We start from the raw sequence: 18,141 nt of genomic DNA, 5'->3' as shown, positions 1-18,141 counted from the left end.
TGCCGAAAGCAGATGGAGAAGAATTCCCCGTCAATGGGGAGGATGACCCCGTGATACGGATTATGGATTACGGATTACGGATTATGGGATTACGGATTAGGGTTCCCGAGTCACGAATCCCGAATCACGAAATACACACTCAGGCACTCAGCCTCACCCCTTCTTCCCCCGCCAGGGTTTCGTGTTGTCCAGCATGTAGTCCGAGGGGCAGTTCACCATGCATTCGTCGCAGATATGGACCATCTTTAGGTTTTCCGCGTGGCGGACGACAAAGAGCTGCCCGTTGTTCCGGCAGCAGAGAAAGCAACGATCGGCCCTGTCGTCATCATGAAACTGATAGGATTCATCATCATAGATACTCATCGAGCCACCTCAAACTGTCACGCATACCGGAGGACATGACTATTTTTTTCTATCGATACCGTAGTTTCGTATCTTCGTTCGCAGCGTCTTACGGTCTATTCCCAGAAATTCGGCCGTTTTGCCGATCTGATTGTTGAAATGCGACAGGGCCTTCTCAATGTGTTTCTTTTCCACGTCTACAAGTGTCATTTTCTTCGACGGGGAATCGAAGACGGGCACCGGTGTGTGCTCATGCTGGCCGTAATAGAGAATATCCGACAGGTCCACCGTTTCGGTATCGCAAAGTACACAGAGACGCTCTATCGTGTTCCGCAGTTCCCGGACATTTCCCGGCCAGCTGTATGACAGGAGGGAACGGCGGGCCTCCGACGACAATTTCCCGACAGGGCTTCCGTGCTTTCTGCTGAACAGGGTCAGGAAATGCTCCGCGAGGGGGATCACGTCTTTCCGGTGTTCCCGAAGAGGCGCAACATGGATGGGAACAACGGAGATCCGGTAGAAGAGATCTTCCCTGAAATTGCCCGTCTCAACTTCCGCCCGGAGATCCCTGTTCGAGGCGACGACAAGGCGCACGTCCACTTTTTCCGGCACCGGGCTTCCCACGCGGGGGACTTCCTGTTCCTGGATGACCCGAAGCAGCTTTGCCTGCACGTGATAACTGATATTCGAAATTTCATCGAGAAAGAGAGTTCCCCGGTCCGCTGCCTGAAAGCGTCCGTCCCTTTTTTCAGTGGCGCCGCTGAAGGCACCCTTCAGATGACCGAAGAGTTCACTTTCCATCAGGCTTTCAACGAGGCTGGAGCAGTCCACGGGAATGAAGGGCATCCGGTGACGCCTGCTGAGGCCGTGGATCGTCCGCGCAACCAGCTCCTTTCCCGTACCGCTTTCACCGGTGATGAGAACGGTGCTCTCCGTTCGGGCTATGCGGCTGATCATCCGCTTGAGGTCCTTCATGTAATCACTTTCACCGACAAGAACGGCAAGCTCTTCTTCCCTATCCTGCAGTTCACGCCCTTCCAGCGCATTGGCAACCGCCTTTTTCAGCTCTTGAGCGCTGAAGGGTTTTGTCAGAACATCCGAGGCCCCGCGACGCATGGCCTTCACAGCAAGCTCCACCGTACCGAAGCCCGTTATGATGATGATCGGCGTCTCACTGCGATCGTCCTCCTTCAGGCGCCTCAGGATTTCCATCCCGTCAAGTTTCGGCAGGCGCACATCAAGCAGGATCAGGTCATAGGCGTTTTCCCGGGCCATCTTCAGCCCGCTCGGGCCGTCGGCGGTACTGTCGATGCTGTGTTCAGCCCGCAACACCTGCGTACAGGCGTCTCGAATGGCTTCCTCATCGTCGATTATCAGTATCCTGACATTCCTCTCGCTCAACGGTCCGTTGTTCCTTCCTGTGTGAGGCTCCCCGACGGGTCGGTCTCCCTGTAGGCGGGGAGGGCTATGATGAAGCTTGTTCCGACACCGGGTTCGCTCTCCACGTCGATAAAACCGCCATGGCTCTGGATGATGCCGTAAGTGATGGAGAGACCGAGGCCCGTTCCCTGTCCGGGGTCTTTCGTTGTAAAGAACGGTTCAAAGATATGCGGGAGGTAGGCCTTATCGATCCCCCTGCCCGTGTCCGATATGGTGATCTTTACCGTCTGATCGCTGCCCAGAAGGCATATCTTCTCATCGTGAAAGGACACATCCTCAGTGTCGCCGGCATATCTCGTGAGCACCTGCGAACTGATCGTGATGGTCCCCTTTCCGTTCATTGCATCGGCGGCATTGATGAAAAGGTTGAGGAACACCTGTTCCAGGCGGGAACGGTCACCCTTGATGTCGGGAAGGTTCCCATCGAGATTCTTCACCACCTCGACGGACTGGAACATTGACTGGTCTTCAACGAGGGCGAGGGATGTCTGGATGACATCATTCACGTTGAAGGGCATCAACTCACCCGCCGGCGTACGGGCGAAATCGAGCAGGTTCTGGACTATCTGCTTGCACCGGTTGGTCTGATATATGATCTTTTCAATGTTCGCGCGGGCCCTGTTCGCTTCTGGCAGTTCCTCATAGACAAGGTTACTGTACAGGAGAATGCCCCCGAGGGGATTGTTGATCTCATGAGCGACCCCCGCCGCTATCTGCCCCAGCGCGGCAAGCCGCTCGGTCCGCGTCAATTGTTTGAATACCTTCTGCAGGCGATCGTCACGGTCACGAAGGGACCTGGCCATATTATCAAAGGCATCATCAAGAATGTCGAAGCCGGAGAACTTTCCCCTCGGCAGTTGGTAATTAAGATCGCCCGAAGCGATCCGGTCGGTCGCTCCCTTCAAGACCTGGATCCGCTGAATGATGGAATGACCGAAGAAATAGGAAATGAAGAACGCTATGATCATGCCCGCGAAGGTGATACCGAGAAAGATCATCATGGTTATCAGCTTCATGTCCCGGTATTTTGCCTCGAGGATACCCGTATAAAGCATGCCGATGATGTTCCTGTTCATATCGTATATCGGAGAATAGGAACTGAGGTACCAGTCATCAACGACGAAGGCCCTTCCGATCCAATCCTCACCGCGGGTTATCACCTTATCGTAAACTTCCCGGGATACGATCGTTCCGATGGCCCGCTCGTTGTTTTCGTTCATGACGTTCGTCGATATGCGGACACTTCCCTGGAAGATCGTCGCGAATCCCACGTCGAGCCCGCGGTAGGTTTCGTCGTGATAGACGGTTTCCCTGATCTTGTCGACGATCGTGTAGTCCTTGTTCAGAAGAGTCCCGCCCACCAGGGCGCCTATGAGGTCACCCTTCCCGTTGAACAAGGGATGGGCTACCCGCAGGACCATGCCATCCGGGAGTCTTTCAGGAGCGAGTTCCACGGACTGAGGTGTCTGAATGATCGGGGTATCGACCCGTTCCGACAGATCGGGATTTTCCAGCAGGATCAGCGAAACGGGTATCAGTTCCGGGGCCGATTGAACCTTCCCTTCCTGCAGGCATTTTCTCACCACGGTGTCCCAGAGCATGTTGTCGCCGACGGCAGCGGGATTCGATCCCCTGAACACGACGGTACCACCGGCATCCACGAGGGTGAGCATATCAAGGCAGGAACACCGCTCGGGCAATGAGACCGCCGATTTGATCGATGCCTTGAGATTTTCCGCGGACACATCCTTTTTTGTATAGAGATCATCCTGGAAAGAACAGCTCTGGCTGATACACTGAACCTGTGATCTCAGGCGATCCATATTGTAATTGAATATGAGCCTCGCCGTGTTGATGTCCTGCTGTACTTTCCGTTGGGCCTCCCGGATGGTGTTTTCATTGATAAGGCGGATCCCGACAACGGTGGCCACCATTCCGGTCAGGCAGGTCGCCACCAGGAACCCGACAATGAGCCGGCTCCGAATATCAATGCTGAAGAGCATCGAAATGATATGTTTTATATATCCCATGGCATTCGAACAAATCCGCCGCAGCCCCGAGAACCGGCAGCCCCATGCTGCGCTTCCTCTTCATACCAAAGAGGGGAGCGGATTATGGCAGCAACCTCCGCCCCCCTCTACCAGTTCCTCCATCCGGCCGGTTCCCGGTTATTTGATGATCCGATATTCGCTGGCACACTGGTAGCCGGCCGTCTCAAGTTCCCTGCACAACTCTTCCGGGTTTTCCGTGTCGACCCTGATCAGGGTGGTCCGTGAATCGGGTGATTTCCTGTCAATAGTTGAAATGATGGACAGTATGGTGCGTCCCTTGCTGTTAACGATACCCGCCACTTTTCCGATCTCACCCATGTTGCTGGAGAGTTTCATTTCTATGCGTGAACTGGGCATGCCGACGCCCATGAAATCAACGAGCACATAGAGCAGGTCGCAGGTCGTAATGATCCCTACGAGCTCATCACCGGCAACGACGGGCAGGCTGTTCACCCGTTTTTCGTTGATGATCAGCGCTGCTTCTTCGATCGGGGTACCCGGCGTAACGGTGAAAACGGATTTCGTCATCACATCTTCCACTTTCATCTGGGAAAGGAGGTAGTTCAGCTCGTGGATCGAAAGTGTCGTCGCCGGCGAGGCCGAATTTTCACGAATATCACTATCGGTGATGATACCGACAAGTTTTTTCCCATCCACAACGGGGAGCTGATCGATATTGTGTTCCCGCAAAAGATTCCGTGCTTTCAGAATGCTTGTCTTCCTGTCGACCGTTATGAGGTTTCTGGTCATTCTCTTTCCAACAAACATGGCTCCTCCCCGAATCTCGGCCCGTTATGAGGCGGTATGGGCCATTCTCCTGGTCCGTTTTTTAAGCCGGCTGATCCTTCTCCTGAGTCGTGCGACTCCTGTCTTGTCGCCCTTCTCGCGGAGGTCCGCCCGCTTCTCCCTGAGTATCTTCATTTTTTCTTTCAGTTCAACAACTGTGGCTATCTTCTGTTTCTCCACCTTGATCGGTATGCCCCTCGCCTTTTTGATAGCCGTCAGCAATTCCTCTTTCTTCATGGCGCTCACGCCCTGTATCTCTTCGATCCCGAGCGCGACTTCCTTGAGCTCCTTTACGGTCATCTTGTCCAACGGTTTCTCTTCAGCCATTTGATTTCCCTCACTTTTATCTTTCTCACGCTCAGCGCGAACTGCGCAGAAAATATAACAAAGGGGTTTGAGAAAAGCAAATTGAAATATCCCGGAGGCGGGGCGCCCCTGTGGAAGACCCTCAACGGGCAATGAGCACAGGTCACTCTTGACAGACGGTCACGATTCGCCTATATCAACCTGAACTATTCGAAATGGTGACATTTTTCACTGATGACGACGAACAGAGAAGAAAGAGATTCCCTTCAGGCCCGGTATCGGAACCTGCGTTCACGGATCGACGGTTCCATGGGTGCCGACCGCTACTTCCTGATGAAGGAGCTCACCACTCTCGGCAGAGCGTTGCGGGAAGAAGGGGTAACGAAGAGCAGCAAGGCCCGGCTCGCCCGGCTTGAAGTACGGGTGAGCCGGTCGGTGGACCGCAGGAAGTACCGGCAGGAGCACCTTCCCCGCCCCACCTACCCCGATTCCCTTCCGATCAGCGCCGCCCGCAATGAAATAGTCAATGCCATAAGAAACCACCGCGTTATTGTCGTCACCGGCGAGACGGGGTCGGGCAAAACCACCCAGATCCCCAAGATGTGCCTCGAAGCGGGGCGGGGCGGGGACGGCATGATCGGCTGCACGCAACCGCGGAGGATAGCCGCCGTTACCGTATCACGACGGATCGCCGAGGAACTGGGCGAACCGCCGGGCAGGTCCGTGGGATACAAGATCCGATTCGAGGACCGGACGAACCCGCTCAACTGCATCAAGGTCATGACCGACGGCGTCCTTCTCATGGAAACCCAGGCCGATCCCTTCCTGAACGCGTACGACACCATCATCGTCGACGAAGCACACGAGCGGAGCATCAATATCGACTTCATCCTGGGGATACTGAAACGGCTTTTGACAAAGCGAAGCGATCTGCGACTGATTATCACTTCGGCCACGATAGACCCCGCAAGGTTTTCACGTGCCTTTCACAATGCCCCCATCATCGAAGTGTCGGGGCGGATGTTTCCCGTGGAAGTTCGTTACCGGCCCGTGGACCCGGAACTGGAGGAACGGGGGGAGGTCACATACATCGACCACGCCGTCTCAGCCGTGGGCGAAATAAGGAAAACGTCGAGGGCCGGGGATATTCTGATATTCATGCCCACCGAGCAGGATATCCGTGAAACCTGCGACCGCCTGGCAGGCAGGAAATACCTCAACACGGCGGTGATCCCTCTTTTCGGACGACTCTCGACGGCCGAGCAGCAACGGGTCTTCGCACCCTGCCGGGACCGGAAGATAATCGTTGCCACCAACGTGGCCGAAACATCGATCACCATCCCCGGAATTCAGTACGTCATCGACACGGGTCTTGCCCGCATATCCGAGTACAACCCGGTCAGCCGGGTCAAACGCCTGCCGGTGAAGGCCGTCTCGCAAAGCAGTGCCGTTCAGCGCGGAGGGCGGTGCGGGCGGGTTCAAAAAGGCGTCTGCGTCCGCCTGTACTCCGAAGAGGACTTTCTGGGTCGACCTCCCTTTACCACCCCGGAGATCCTCCGCTCGAACCTTGCGGAAGTAATTCTCCGGATGACGGCCCTGAACATCGGCGCCATAACCGACTTCCCCTTTATCGACCCCCCGTCGCAGAAAAGCATCGGCGACGGTCTCAATATACTGAAGGAACTGGGTGCCGTCACCACCGCGGGCGCCAGGGTCAGGCTCACCGCCACGGGAAAGCGAATGGCGCAGTTCCCCCTTGATCCCCGCATCTCACGAATGATCATCGAAGCGGAAAAAGAGGGGTGCGTGGATGAGGTCCTCATCATCGCATCGGCACTCTCCATCCAGGAACCCCGGGAACGGCCCCTGGAAAACACAGAAGCGGCGGATGCCGTTCATGCCTCCTTTGCCGATCCGGCATCGGACTTCATAACATATCTTAATATCTGGAAGACCTTCAACGAGCGATGGGCGGAACTGAGGACCCAGAACCGAATGCGGAAATTCTGCAGGGAGCACTTTCTCTCCTACCGGAGAATGAGGGAGTGGAGGGACATCTATGACCAGATATCCGCCGTTCTCGATGAAATGGGAATCAAAAGAGAACGGTCAGCGGCAGGGCGCACCGCGAAATCCCTGCACGAGTGTGTCCACCGGGCCATTCTCAGCGGGTATCTTTCGAGCATCGCCGTCAAGAAGGAGCAGAACATCTATCAATCCGCCAAGGGGAAGGAGGTCATGATCTTTCCCGGGTCCGCCCTGTTCAATCGAGCCGGCACCTGGATCGTGTCGGCGGAGATCGTGGAAACATCGCGTACCTTTGCCCGGATCGTCGCAACAGTGCAGAGTGAATGGATCGAAAAGGCCGGCGGCGGGCTCTGCCGCCGGACCTACCGGAACCCCCGATGGGACAGGGGGCGTGGAGAAGTCGTCGCTACGGCCCGGATATCGCTTTTCGGTCTTGTTATCGACCCCGAGCGTACCGTCACCTACGGCCCCGTCAACCCAACGGAAGCGACGGCGATCTTCATCCGCGAGGCCCTCGTCACCGGCGACCTGAACCGTTCGTTCCCCTTTCTCGAGCATAACCGCACACTGATCGACAAAGCAGCCGCCATGGAAGACAAGCTTCGCCGCCGCAATATCCTGGTCTCACCGGAGGACTTCGCCACCTTCTATGAAGAGCGGGTCGGCGTCGTTTACGACGAGAAAACCCTTGCACGGATCGTCGCCGACCGGGGAAACACGTTCCTTACCATGCAGGAAGAAGACGTCGTGCGGCGCCATCCCGGCAGTGAACTGATCCAGTATCCCGATGCAATAGATCTGGAGGGAAAACAGCTCGCCTGTGAATATCGCTTCGCCCCGGGGACGGAGGAGGACGGTGTCACCGTAAAGGTGCCTTCATTCCTGGCCCGTAAACAGCATATGGAGGAGGTGGATTGGAAGATCCCGGGATTCCTCAAGGAAAAAATTTCCTCCCTCATCAAGGGGCTCCCCAAGGAATATCGGCGGAAGCTCGTTCCCCTCCCCCGCACGGTGGACATCATCGCGAGCGAGATCAAACCCGCAGGTGATTCTCTTCTGGCAAGCCTCGCCCGGCTGATCCGGTCACGTTTCGGCGTGGAGGTCCCCGCGACGGCATGGCCGGTCGAAGACCTGCCGGAGCATGTGAAGATCCGTTTTTCCGTCATCGACGACCGTGGAAGAGAGATCCGCGCCGGGAGAAATGTCGCCGCCCTCGAGGAGAGCGGGGATGACCATGGCCCTTCCCGGCCCCTCCGGAAGGCACGGGTACGGTGGGAACGGGAGGGTATCGTGACATGGGATCTCGGTGATCTGCCTGAATGGATCGAGGTTTCGGGGCAAAGAGACACCGGGCATCTGGCCTTCCCAGCCCTGGAGGCCGAAGACGATCGGGTCAACCTGCGGCTTTTTGAAAGCAGGGACCGGGCCGAATCATCCCATGCGGCCGGTGTCGCGGCCTTGTATCGGCTTCACTTTGCGAAGGAGCTCAGGCATCTACGCCGCTCTCTCACGCTTCCGGCGGAAATGAAGAAACCGGCGCAGTACTTCGGCGGCCCCGGGAATTTAGAAGAAATGTTGTACCGGCAGACAACGGACATCCTGTTCGCCCGGCCCGTCAGAAGGCAGGAAGATTTTTTCTCCCACGCCCGTGCCGTACAGCCTGAGATCCTCGTGACGGGACAGGAACTGCTGCGGGAGATCGAGCCGGTTCTCAGGGCCTATCATGAAACGCGCACCCTGCTGAGCGACCTTGAACAGGCGAACGCCGCGAACCGCGCAGTACGCGGCTTCATCGAGGAACTGCGGGGCCACGTGGACCGCCTGGTCCCGGAAAACTTTCCCGAACGCTACGGTCGGGAACGGCTCGCCGTCCTGCCCCGCTATCTCCAGGGCATAACCATCAGGGCCCGGCGCGGCATGCACCACCTGGAAAAAGATCGGGGAAAAGCGGAAAAACTGAAGGTATACGCGAAACATCTGGAAACCATCATGGAAACCATCCCGCCTTTCACCTCGCCGGAAAAACAGGCCGCCATCGAAGAGCTTTCATGGATGCTTGAAGAATACCGGATATCCCTCTTCGCGCCCGAGATGAAAACGCTGTACCCCGTTTCACCAAAGCGCCTCAATGAAAAAATAAAAGAAATAGAACAGATGATATGAGATAATGCCGCTGCGAACACATGGCGACACAAACACCGCGCCTCGGAGAAGCAGGAGTTCCGAAAACCATGAAAATTCTCTATTACGATTGTTTCGCCGGCATCAGCGGTGATATGAACCTGGGCGCCCTCGTCGACCTGGGCGTGGAGCGGGACTATCTCCTGGAGGGACTGAACGCGCTGAAACTGACGGGCTACGAAATCGATATTCGAAAGGAAAGCCGCAGGGACATCACCGGCACCCGGGTTGAGGTGCACGCCCGCGTGCATCATGATTCGAGAACGATCCACGATATAGAAGAGATACTGACCGCGAGCGGCCTTCCCGGCCCGGTCCGGGAAAGAAGCCTCGCCATATTCCACATCCTGGCCCGTGCGGAAGCGCGGGTACATGGAAAAGATATCGCCGACGTGCACTTTCACGAGATCGGCGCCGTTGATTCCATCATTGATATCGTCGGGGCTGCCCTGTGTCTTACCCGCCTTGATGTCGACCGTGTCTGCGCGTCACCGGTCGAGGTCGGAGGAGGTTTCGTCTCAACGGCCCACGGGACTTTTCCCGTTCCCGCTCCGGCGACCGTCGAGATCCTCAAGGGGATACCCATGCGAACGGGAGCCGTTCCTCATGAAGCGACGACCCCCACGGGAGCCGCCATCCTCGCCGCCACGGTCTCCGAATTCACCGAACGCGTCCGGTTCAGACCACGGGAGGTGGGCTACGGCGTCGGCGCACGCGAAACGGAGATACCGAACGTCCTGCGGGTCATGCTGGGAGAAGCCGGGGACGATGCCGCGGACGGGCTGGAACATGAACCGGCATTCCTGCTGGAATGCAATATCGACGACATGAACCCCGAATTCTACGATCACGTCATGGACCGGCTCTTCACGGCTGGAGCCCGGGACGTGTACCTGACGCCGATCATCATGAAAAAGTCGCGACCCGCGGTGACCCTGTCCGTTCTCTGCACGCCCGGCGACGAGGAGAAGATCCGCCGGGTGCTGTTGCGGGAGACGTCGACCCTCGGTGTGCGCAAGCTCCCCGTCGAAAGGACGATACTGAAACGGGACACCATAACCGTGGTCACCTGTTTCGGGCCGGTGCGTGTGAAGCGGGCCTTCTGGGGAGAGGACATCATAAAGTCAAAGCCCGAGTTTGAAGATGTACGGAAACTCGCCGACGAACAGGGGGTCTCCATCCAGGAGATCCTGGAGGCCATCGGTAAGCCCGAACCGTCGTAATCCGCCGGCATGAAAAAATCGCCATGATCGCGAAAAGGACATATGAACGGCTGGTGTCACTTCTTCAGGCCGAAGGTCCCTGCCTGGTCTCTTTTTCGGGGGGCGCCGACAGCACCCTGCTCGCCAGGGCCGCCCGGGACGCCCTGGGTACGGACGCAACGGCGGTCACGATCGAAACTCCCTATGTCATACCCCGGGATATCCGGGACGCGAAGAACATAGCCGCGGGTCTGAGTATTGAACATCTGACGATATCGATGGCCGTTCCCGCGATCGTCTGGGAAAACGGCCCGGACAGGTGCTATCACTGCAAGAGGGAAATGTTCCTGACCCTGCAGGAGGAGGCGTCCCGCCGAAATGGTCTTCGCATCATCGAGGGAACCAACAGCGACGACCTGCACAAAGACCGGCCCGGCCTGCGTGCCCTGAAAGAATTGAATATCATGAGCCCCCTTGCCGGACTCGGGATATCGAAGGAGGAAGTGAGGGCCATCTCGTGGTCCCTCGGCCTGCCAACCTGGAACAAGCCGGCCGACAGTTGCCTCATGACAAGGATCCCCACGGGGACGCCGGTTTCCCTTGACGGCCTGAAGCGGATCGACAGATCGGAACGGTACCTGCGCGGCATGGGTTTCAAGGCGGTGCGTGTCCGAAGCCGGGGCACATGCGCACTGATCAAAACGTCACCCGAGGACCGGAAACTCCTGTCGGGTGCATCGCCGGTCGACCTCATCACCCGGGCACTGCGCGAGTTCGGCTTCACGGAGGTGTGCTTCGAACCCACGGAACCGGAAGGAAACAGCCGTCAACCGTCAACGATCGCGAGGACGTCATGAAGGAAGATCGCCTGCAGAAGATTCTCGAAGAGATACGGGAAGGAACGCTCGCCGTCGACGAGGGGGTGCGGCGGCTGAAAGAGGGATTCTACAAGGACCTGGGATTTGCGAAGATCGATACTCATCGTGAAGAACGCGTGGGCCACCCCGAGACGATCTATTGCGAGGGGAAGACGGTGGACCAGGTCCGCGAGATTGTCCGGTTCATGCTGACGGGGGACTCAAATATTCTTGCCACACGGGCTACCCGGAAAATGTACGAGGCCGTTTCCGCCCTGTGCGGCGAGGCCGAATATAACGAAACGGCCCGGACGATAACGATCAGGAGAAAGGAGCCACCGGCGGGAACGGGCTACATCGCCGTCGTAACGGCGGGGACGGCGGACATTCCCGTGGCCGAGGAGGCGGCCGTTACCGCTGAGATCCTCGGGAACCGTGTTGAGCGCATCACCGACGTCGGGGTGGCCGGGATCCATCGCCTGATGGACAAGCTTTCCATCATCCGCGACGCCCGGGTGATCATCGTCGTTGCCGGCATGGAAGGGGCCCTTCCAAGCGTTATCGGCGGTCTCGTCGACAAGCCCGTCATCGCCGTTCCCACCAGTGTCGGATACGGCGCAAGCTTCGAAGGACTGGCGGCATTGCTCGCGATGCTCAACAGTTGTGCCGCCGGCGTGTGTGTCGTCAATATCGATAACGGCTTCGGAGCGGGATACGCGGCGAGCATCATAAGCCGCCTTCCGTGATCCCTCCTTTCAAACCATCAGATTGAGGGGCTCGATGTATTCCGGGTCCTCTTTCTCCATTATCTCCACGATTCCCTTGTGAAGCCGTTTTTTGTGCTGTTCGAAGATGGCCCGCTTCTTGGTGAACGATCTCGCGAAGGACAGGGATTCTCTCATGAGTTCCTCCCCATCGGCACAGGCTTTTACGATAACATGATTTTCCTCGAGCTCGGGCGCCGTCGCCCGTTTTCCACTCAGGATCAGGTACTGGGCTTCGTAGTAAGGTATCGCCTTCTTCACGATGGCAAGCATGGCGGGCAGAAAGGGAATACTGATATCCACTTCGGGAAAACAGAAGTATCCCCGGTCGGACCGCATGAACCTGAAATCACAGGCGCAGGCGAGCAGCGTCCCGTCACCGAAGGCATGACCGTTGATGGCCGCGATGACGGGCATGGGAAAGTAGAGGATCCTCCGGAACATTTCATTTAAACCGTACATGAAGTTCTTTATCTCCCGGAGGCGGTTCTTCTCCATGGCGCCGCCGATCCACTCAAGGTCGATCCCCAGCGACCAGTTCTTTTCATCACTTGACGCCAGGACCACGGCGTAGATTGATTCGTCCCGCTCGATCTCGTCCAGCGTTTTCAGCACTGCGGCCACGAAACCGGGGTTATGCCTGTTCTCACCGTTATTCATGGTCATGATCGCAACCGTATCATCCTTTTTCCATTCGACGATGCTCATTCCTTTCGTTCCTCCTCTTTCTTCACCGATCTCTGCCGCGCGTACCTGTCCCTTTCCACTGCAGGAATTTCAGGGAAGAACCAGCTTCTGACCCACGTAGATGCGGTTTTTTGATTTGAGATGATTTGCCTGCATGACGGCGGACACCGTGGTGCCCCGTGCCCGGGCGATCTCCGCCAGCGTATCGCCTTTTCTTACCACATAATAGGTTGACATCTTGTGCGGACGCCCCTGCATATACATATACAGTTTCTGCCCCACATAAATACGGTCTTCCGACGGTATATCATTGTTCCTCATCAGGGTGTCCACGGACATCCCGTATCGACGGGCGATAGCCCCCAGCGTGTCGCCCTTCCTGACGACGTGGACTTCCGGAATTGCAGGTGATGCGGCACCCGCGGCCGGACCGGGGACTTTCAGCTTCTGTCCCACATAGATGCGGTTTCGCGATCTGAGATCATTGAGCTGAAGCAGCGTGTTTATCGTTGTTCCATTCCTCCGGGCGATCGACGCGAGCGTGTCCCCCTTCCTGACCGTGTATATACCGGCGGGAAGCGCCGCGGGGATCTTGATCTTCTGTCCCACGTAGATGCGGTTTTTCGACCTGATGTCGTTGGCATTCATGAGCGCATCGACGGTGGCCCCCTGTTCCCGTGCTATGGACTGGAGGGTGTCACCGCGTTTCACGACATACTCGAGATAGAAGGTCTCACCCTTCGGGTATGTCGAAGCCGGTTGCGAAGCACGGTCGGTCCATTCCGCATCCGCCGTGGAGGGAAGAGGAAGAAAATTATTGACCGCCGATGCCAGGGCCCAGGCCACATCGGCCTGGTACGCGGGATCACGGAGCATCACCTCCTCCCGGGCATTGGAGATGTAGGCGGTCTCTACCAGGACGGAGGGAATGTCAGGAAGCTTCAGGACCCTGAAAGGAGCTTCCTGAATTTTCTTGAACTTCAACCGGTTGATGCGCTCGAGGTCCTTCAGGGCGCCGACGCCGAATTCCTTGGACCGGTTGATCGTTTCCGTCTGGAGCATGTTCAGGGTAATCGTATTCGATTCCCCATTGTTCTGATCGTTCTCGGCACCACCGATGATATCGGACAGGTTCTGACTTTGCGCAAGCAACTTCGCCGCCTCGCTGCTGGCTCCCTTCGTCGACAGGCAGTACACCGACGCCCCCCGTGCACCCCGGTTCCTGCATGCGTCGGCATGGACACTGATAAAAAGGTCTGCGCCATACTCCCGCGCCATCTGAAGCCGCTTGCTGAAAGAGACGTAATAATCACCGTCCCGCGTCAGGAAGGTCTCGTAGCCCCGCTTGTTCAGAATGTTCCGAAGCCGTTTCGAGATAGACAGGACGACATCCTTTTCATAGGTCCTGCGCCGCCCTACCGCGCCCGGGTCCTCACCGCCGTGACCCGGATCGATCATGACGACCCGTTTCTTTTTCAGTGTCTTGACCCGCTGCCGCTCCTCGCTCTCACGCTTCTCCACGTCGGGAAGCTTCACATCGATGACGATGCGGTGAGGCTTGTCCAGTATCTTTCCCAGGGCGAAAACGGTGTTCTCCACCCTGTCACCGACGGTGATGGAAATACGCATCCCCCGGGGTTTCAGTGTTGTGAGCTGTATTTCCCGGACGGCGGGCTTGTCGAGTTCGTATCGGAGGGGCACTGAGGGGGAACAGGAGGCATCCGGGACATCGATGACAAGTATCCCTTTTGTTTCCGTGACCGAATATCGTGCCTCGTCGCTCGTATCGACGACGACCCGTGTGTAATCAGGGGCGGTCCAGTGGCGGACAGCTCGTATGGTAACGCCGGCGAAGGCGGGAGACACGAAAAGAACAGAGATGATGATCATCAGAATAAAAGTTATCGCCCTGTTCGTTCGCATGCCGGATCCTGCGTGGCCACCCTTTTTGATGTCGGAGTCTACCAGCTTTACCCCACATTTACAACCCCGTCGGTTCAGAAAAGGGATTGACAAGAAACGCCGGGAATGACATGTATCGGTCACACTTCAGAAGGGATATGGAACATGAAGATCCGGGACATACTGGAACGGGAAAAGTTCAGTCTCTCCTTTGAGTTCTTTCCGCCGAAACGGGATGGAAACCTTGAAAATCTGTACACCGCCATCAGGGAACTGATCCTGCAAAGGCCGGTTTTCGTATCCGTCACCTACGGCGCTGGCGGAGGAACCAGGGAGAAGACCGTCGAGATCGCCTCGAAAGTGAAGAACGAATTCGATCAGGAGGTCCTGGCGCATCTCACCTGTGTCCAGTCATCGAGGGATGACATCGCCCGGGTCATCGAAGAGTTGAGCGCCCACAACATCGAGAACATCCTTGCCCTGCGGGGAGACCCGCCGAAGGACGAGGAAGCATTCAGGAGAGCGCCGGGCGGGTTCGGCTACGCCAGTGAACTGGTCGAATTCATACATACCAGGGGTGACTTTTCCATCGGCGTTGCCGGGTATCCCGAAGGACACATCGAGGCACCGAGCCTTGAGGTTGATCTCGACAACCTCAAGAAAAAGGTCGACGCGGGCGCCCATTTCATCATCACCCAGATATGTTTCGATAACAAACACATTTACCGGTTCCGTGACGGCGCCCATGCGCGGGGGATCAGGGTTCCCATCATAACGGGCATATTTCCCATCTTCAATTATCGGCAGATACAGCGAATGGCAGCACTCTGCGGGGCGAAAATACCTCCATCCCTGCATGATAAACTTGACAAGGTCAGCGAAAAGGACGAAGAAGTTCAGAAATACGGTATCGAGTTCGCCATCCGCCAGAGCGAGGACCTCCTGGCCAGCGATATTGCCGGCCTCCACTTCTACAGCATGAACAAGAGCGACCATGTGCTTGAAATTCTGAGAGAAATCCAACTTCCGAGAGAAGGCTGAGGGTCACGAAGAAATATATTGAATATTATAGGCACCCATAGTAAGGAGAAACCGGTTTTCTCAATCCACCCTCCCGGACTCCGAAACCCGGGAGCATCGTAACAACCAGAGGTTCGAGGGCGATTAGCTCAGTTGGATAGAGCGTTGGCCTCCGGAGCCAGAGGTCATGGGTTCGAATCCCATATCGCCCTCCAAGTGAAATCGGGGGTTTACGGAAATTCCGTGAACCCCCGATTCTCTTTTGTGTGCTTTACTTATACGGAAAATTCACCAGTGGGTGCTGACGCGGCGCGGTAACATTCCGCGGCAGGTCGAGTCGCCAGATATTCTATTTATTCTTTTTTATTCTCAAACAATTGTATATAAAAATAGTGCCCTGCTTCGGTCAAAGATATCGGCATCATATCTATTCTTTGTTTATAATTCCATAATAGGTCTTGACAGAACCTTTTGAGAGGGGTTACCGTAGCAGGTAAGTCAAAGTGATCGACATTTCCCGGAATTGAACGGTCTTAATTCCCCTGTGGGGAACCGGAGTAGGAATCTCCCAACCCTGTCCATTACGATGAGACGGGGTTTTTCATTTCAGGAAAGTAAAGAAGTAACAGTAGAACAATCATTAACATGTTCATCACAAGGAGTCTGGAACGTGGAAATACATTTAATCGAAGCAATGAGAAATTTTACCAAGCTGCCCGATGATCTATGGGAAAACGGTTATTGGAAACTCAATGAAGAGAAAGCCAGGGAACTGGTTGGCAGTAAAATATATTTCCACAGAAAGAGAACGGAACGTTCTTTTTATGGGGGAATCATAAAAGGATACAGAGTGGAAAAAGAGGGAGATAACCAAGGGGAGATCGTTTTCAAGTTTGAATATAGTAAAACATGCAGGAATATACGGACAGATCAGTCTGGATGGTCAAGGGGAATGAAGGTAACAACAAAAACGTAATCAATGTTACCTTTGGTCTTGCTCTTTTTCACGTATGCATTACACATGGAATAAAATGTAATAAAAAAGGCACTCCGCGGAATGCTGATACATCGAGAAGTGCCTTTCTCATACCTCTTAGACGGGCTTTACGTTCTCCGCAGACGGGCCTTTCTGACCCTGGACCACATCAAACGTCACGCTTTGACCCTCTTGCAGACTCCTGAATCCCGCGACCTGAATGGCGCTATGATGTACAAAAACATCCTTGCCGTCATCAGTTTCAATGAATCCAAAGCCTTTTCGCTCATTAAACCATTTGACTTTACCTTCTGGCATAGTAGGCATCCTCCTTTCCTTGATTTTAAAAGTCGGACTACCCATTATGAGAGAAAGAAAAAAGCCACCGCGACTTTAGAAAAGACATGGTGGCTTGTTTTGCACTGCAAAATGTCTCTATCCAACTTCTTGACACCTTATTTCATATCATCTACGGAAAGTCAAGGAATAAAGAGTATGATTTTTTGATACTGACCCAATCATCTGTAAAATGCGCATGGATTTAATTCAATTGACTTTCCATAGAGGTGAGGCTATAATGAATGTATTCATAATGTATTCCGAGCGGGCATGACCCCCGGAACACGAAAGTCTGATAAGGGCATTTAAAGCGCACACAGTAACCGCCATGCACTTTAGGGTCATGGCGGTTTTTATTTTACTGTCGGTTGTGATTCATTTTCTTCAGGGAAAAGGGTTTCGACTAAAAATAGCCGTTAAGGTGTTAAGGAATAACCAATGGCAAAATCAAGGTATACGTTCCACAAACGTGAGAGAGAAAAGGCGCGCAAAGCAAAGCAGGAAGAAAAAAGAGCACGCCGCATGGAGGCAAAGAAACTGAGGGGTGAAACCGAAGCAGGGGGATCGGAAGAAGCTTCCGATATCATCAGTGTTCAACCGGGTCCTCAACTGCTGCCTGATCGGGACGGTGAGGAAAACATTAATTCAAAAGACTTTGAAAAGGAAGGGTGATTACCATGCAAGGCAGCAAACTCTATGTAGGGAATCTCGTTATGTCAGCTACCAGTGATGATCTAAAGACCCTGTTCTCCGCTTATGGTGAGGTGAAGCAGGTAAACGTGATCGAGGGAAAAGGATTCGGATTTGTTGAAATGGAGAATCAGGCTGAAGCTGAAAAGGCGAAGAAAGAATTAGACAGCAAGGACTTCAAGGGACGTAATTTAAGGGTGGATGTGGCACGCCCTCCTAAAAGCAGATCAAAACACGGAGGCGGCAGGCGATTTTAGTCGCGTAAAACCGCCACAAATCACTCTCAACTGTATAACTTGACGACCCGTTCATACCAAAAGTAGTGGCATGGCCGAGGCAACGTGATTCTCAGGTCACTATGAAGGCAGCTTACCTTAAAGGGTGTTTGTATGTTGCTTTGCCTTTTCTTCTCATCATTTTACCCTGCGATCGTTTGTATCGATAACGAAGATTAGTTTAAAGATACGATAAGAAGAGGGAATTTCATGCACCGTTCATTTCTGTTTATTCTTTGTCCTGATCATGACCCAATCATGCTTCAGATTACACATTCGGTTTACTCGCCGTAAT

General features: G+C 55.0%; 16 protein-coding genes and 1 tRNA gene. 9 read left to right on the top strand and 8 right to left on the bottom strand.

The genetic code is table 11. From position 1 onward, the window contains the following. Positions 1-153: 153 nt before the first annotated feature. From JXO48_09760 to JXO48_09740, 5 genes are all read right to left on the bottom strand, one after another. Positions 154-363, bottom strand: coding sequence for a hypothetical protein (locus JXO48_09760; GenBank protein ID MBN2284162.1), 210 nt, complete (start codon positions 361-363; stop codon positions 154-156). Between the two features lie 39 nt (positions 364-402). Continuing rightward, the gene (locus JXO48_09755; GenBank protein ID MBN2284161.1) at positions 403-1,743 is read right to left on the bottom strand and encodes a sigma-54-dependent Fis family transcriptional regulator; all 1,341 of its coding nucleotides are present in this window, start codon (positions 1,741-1,743) and stop codon (positions 403-405) included. Next, positions 1,740-3,812, bottom strand: a complete 2,073-nt coding sequence (locus JXO48_09750; protein ID MBN2284160.1) for a cache domain-containing protein — start codon at positions 3,810-3,812, stop codon at positions 1,740-1,742. Before JXO48_09750 ends, JXO48_09755 begins: the two co-directional genes overlap by 4 nt. A 138-nt stretch (positions 3,813-3,950) precedes the next feature. Continuing rightward, positions 3,951-4,601, bottom strand: coding sequence for a CBS domain-containing protein (locus tag JXO48_09745; protein MBN2284159.1), 651 nt, complete (start codon positions 4,599-4,601; stop codon positions 3,951-3,953). Between the two features lie 24 nt (positions 4,602-4,625). Further along, complete coding sequence (locus JXO48_09740) at positions 4,626-4,946, bottom strand: Rho termination factor N-terminal domain-containing protein (GenBank protein ID MBN2284158.1); 321 nt, start codon at positions 4,944-4,946, stop codon at positions 4,626-4,628. Positions 4,947-5,234: 288 nt separating this feature from the next. Between JXO48_09740 and hrpA the strand changes: the two genes are divergently transcribed. The 4 genes from hrpA to larB all read left to right on the top strand — a co-directional run bounded on the left by hrpA (position 5,235) and on the right by larB (position 11,939). Further along, positions 5,235-9,116 carry an ATP-dependent RNA helicase HrpA gene (gene hrpA, locus JXO48_09735; GenBank protein MBN2284157.1) on the top strand — a complete coding sequence of 1,294 codons (3,882 nt, stop codon included), beginning with the start codon at positions 5,235-5,237 and terminating at the stop codon, positions 9,114-9,116. Positions 9,117-9,184: 68 nt separating this feature from the next. After that, the gene (gene larC, locus JXO48_09730) at positions 9,185-10,357 is read left to right on the top strand and encodes a nickel pincer cofactor biosynthesis protein LarC (GenBank protein ID MBN2284156.1); all 1,173 of its coding nucleotides are present in this window, start codon (positions 9,185-9,187) and stop codon (positions 10,355-10,357) included. Positions 10,358-10,380: 23 nt separating this feature from the next. Further along, a complete protein-coding gene (gene larE, locus JXO48_09725; protein MBN2284155.1) occupies positions 10,381-11,193 on the top strand; it encodes an ATP-dependent sacrificial sulfur transferase LarE in 813 nt (270 codons plus the stop codon). Beyond that, the gene (larB, locus tag JXO48_09720) at positions 11,190-11,939 is read left to right on the top strand and encodes a nickel pincer cofactor biosynthesis protein LarB (GenBank protein MBN2284154.1); all 750 of its coding nucleotides are present in this window, start codon (positions 11,190-11,192) and stop codon (positions 11,937-11,939) included. The genes larE and larB overlap by 4 nt, the downstream gene beginning before the upstream one ends. Before the next feature lie 9 nt (positions 11,940-11,948). Here larB and JXO48_09715 read toward each other — a convergent pair whose 3' ends face one another. Beyond that, the gene (locus JXO48_09715; protein ID MBN2284153.1) at positions 11,949-12,665 is read right to left on the bottom strand and encodes an enoyl-CoA hydratase/isomerase family protein; all 717 of its coding nucleotides are present in this window, start codon (positions 12,663-12,665) and stop codon (positions 11,949-11,951) included. Positions 12,666-12,734: 69 nt separating this feature from the next. Next, positions 12,735-14,567 (bottom strand): LysM peptidoglycan-binding domain-containing protein, encoded by a 1,833-nt coding sequence (locus JXO48_09710; protein ID MBN2284152.1) that lies wholly within the window; start codon positions 14,565-14,567, stop codon positions 12,735-12,737. Positions 14,568-14,711: 144 nt separating this feature from the next. Between JXO48_09710 and metF the strand changes: the two genes are divergently transcribed. The 3 genes from metF (at position 14,712) to JXO48_09695 (ending at position 16,542) form a co-directional block, all read left to right on the top strand. After that, positions 14,712-15,587: a methylenetetrahydrofolate reductase [NAD(P)H] gene (metF, locus tag JXO48_09705; GenBank protein MBN2284151.1), complete on the top strand. Its 876-nt coding sequence runs from the start codon at positions 14,712-14,714 to the stop codon at positions 15,585-15,587. 117 nt (positions 15,588-15,704) lie between these two features. Beyond that, positions 15,705-15,781: transfer RNA gene (locus tag JXO48_09700), tRNA-Arg, on the top strand. A gap of 455 nt (positions 15,782-16,236) precedes the next feature. Beyond that, the gene (locus JXO48_09695; protein ID MBN2284150.1) at positions 16,237-16,542 is read left to right on the top strand and encodes a hypothetical protein; all 306 of its coding nucleotides are present in this window, start codon (positions 16,237-16,239) and stop codon (positions 16,540-16,542) included. A gap of 117 nt (positions 16,543-16,659) precedes the next feature. On the opposite strand, the gene JXO48_09690 is transcribed toward JXO48_09695, so the two are convergent. Continuing rightward, on the bottom strand, positions 16,660-16,860 hold the full coding sequence (locus JXO48_09690; protein ID MBN2284149.1) for a cold-shock protein: 201 nt from the start codon (positions 16,858-16,860) through the stop codon (positions 16,660-16,662). A 459-nt stretch (positions 16,861-17,319) separates the two neighbouring features. Here JXO48_09690 and JXO48_09685 point away from each other — a divergent pair, with 459 nt between their 5' ends. Together JXO48_09685 and JXO48_09680 are read left to right on the top strand one after the other, a co-directional pair. Beyond that, the gene (locus JXO48_09685; GenBank protein MBN2284148.1) at positions 17,320-17,553 is read left to right on the top strand and encodes a hypothetical protein; all 234 of its coding nucleotides are present in this window, start codon (positions 17,320-17,322) and stop codon (positions 17,551-17,553) included. A 5-nt stretch (positions 17,554-17,558) separates the two neighbouring features. After that, the gene (locus JXO48_09680; GenBank protein MBN2284147.1) at positions 17,559-17,828 is read left to right on the top strand and encodes an RNA-binding protein; all 270 of its coding nucleotides are present in this window, start codon (positions 17,559-17,561) and stop codon (positions 17,826-17,828) included. The last annotated feature ends 313 nt before the right edge of the window (positions 17,829-18,141 follow it).

The sequence above is a fragment of the Deltaproteobacteria bacterium genome (assembly GCA_016933965.1).
Classification (GTDB): domain Bacteria; phylum Desulfobacterota; class Syntrophia; order Syntrophales; family UBA2210; genus JAFGTS01.
The sequence above is the reverse complement of the archived record's forward strand: the minus strand, read 5'-3'. Positions and strand labels throughout refer to the sequence as shown.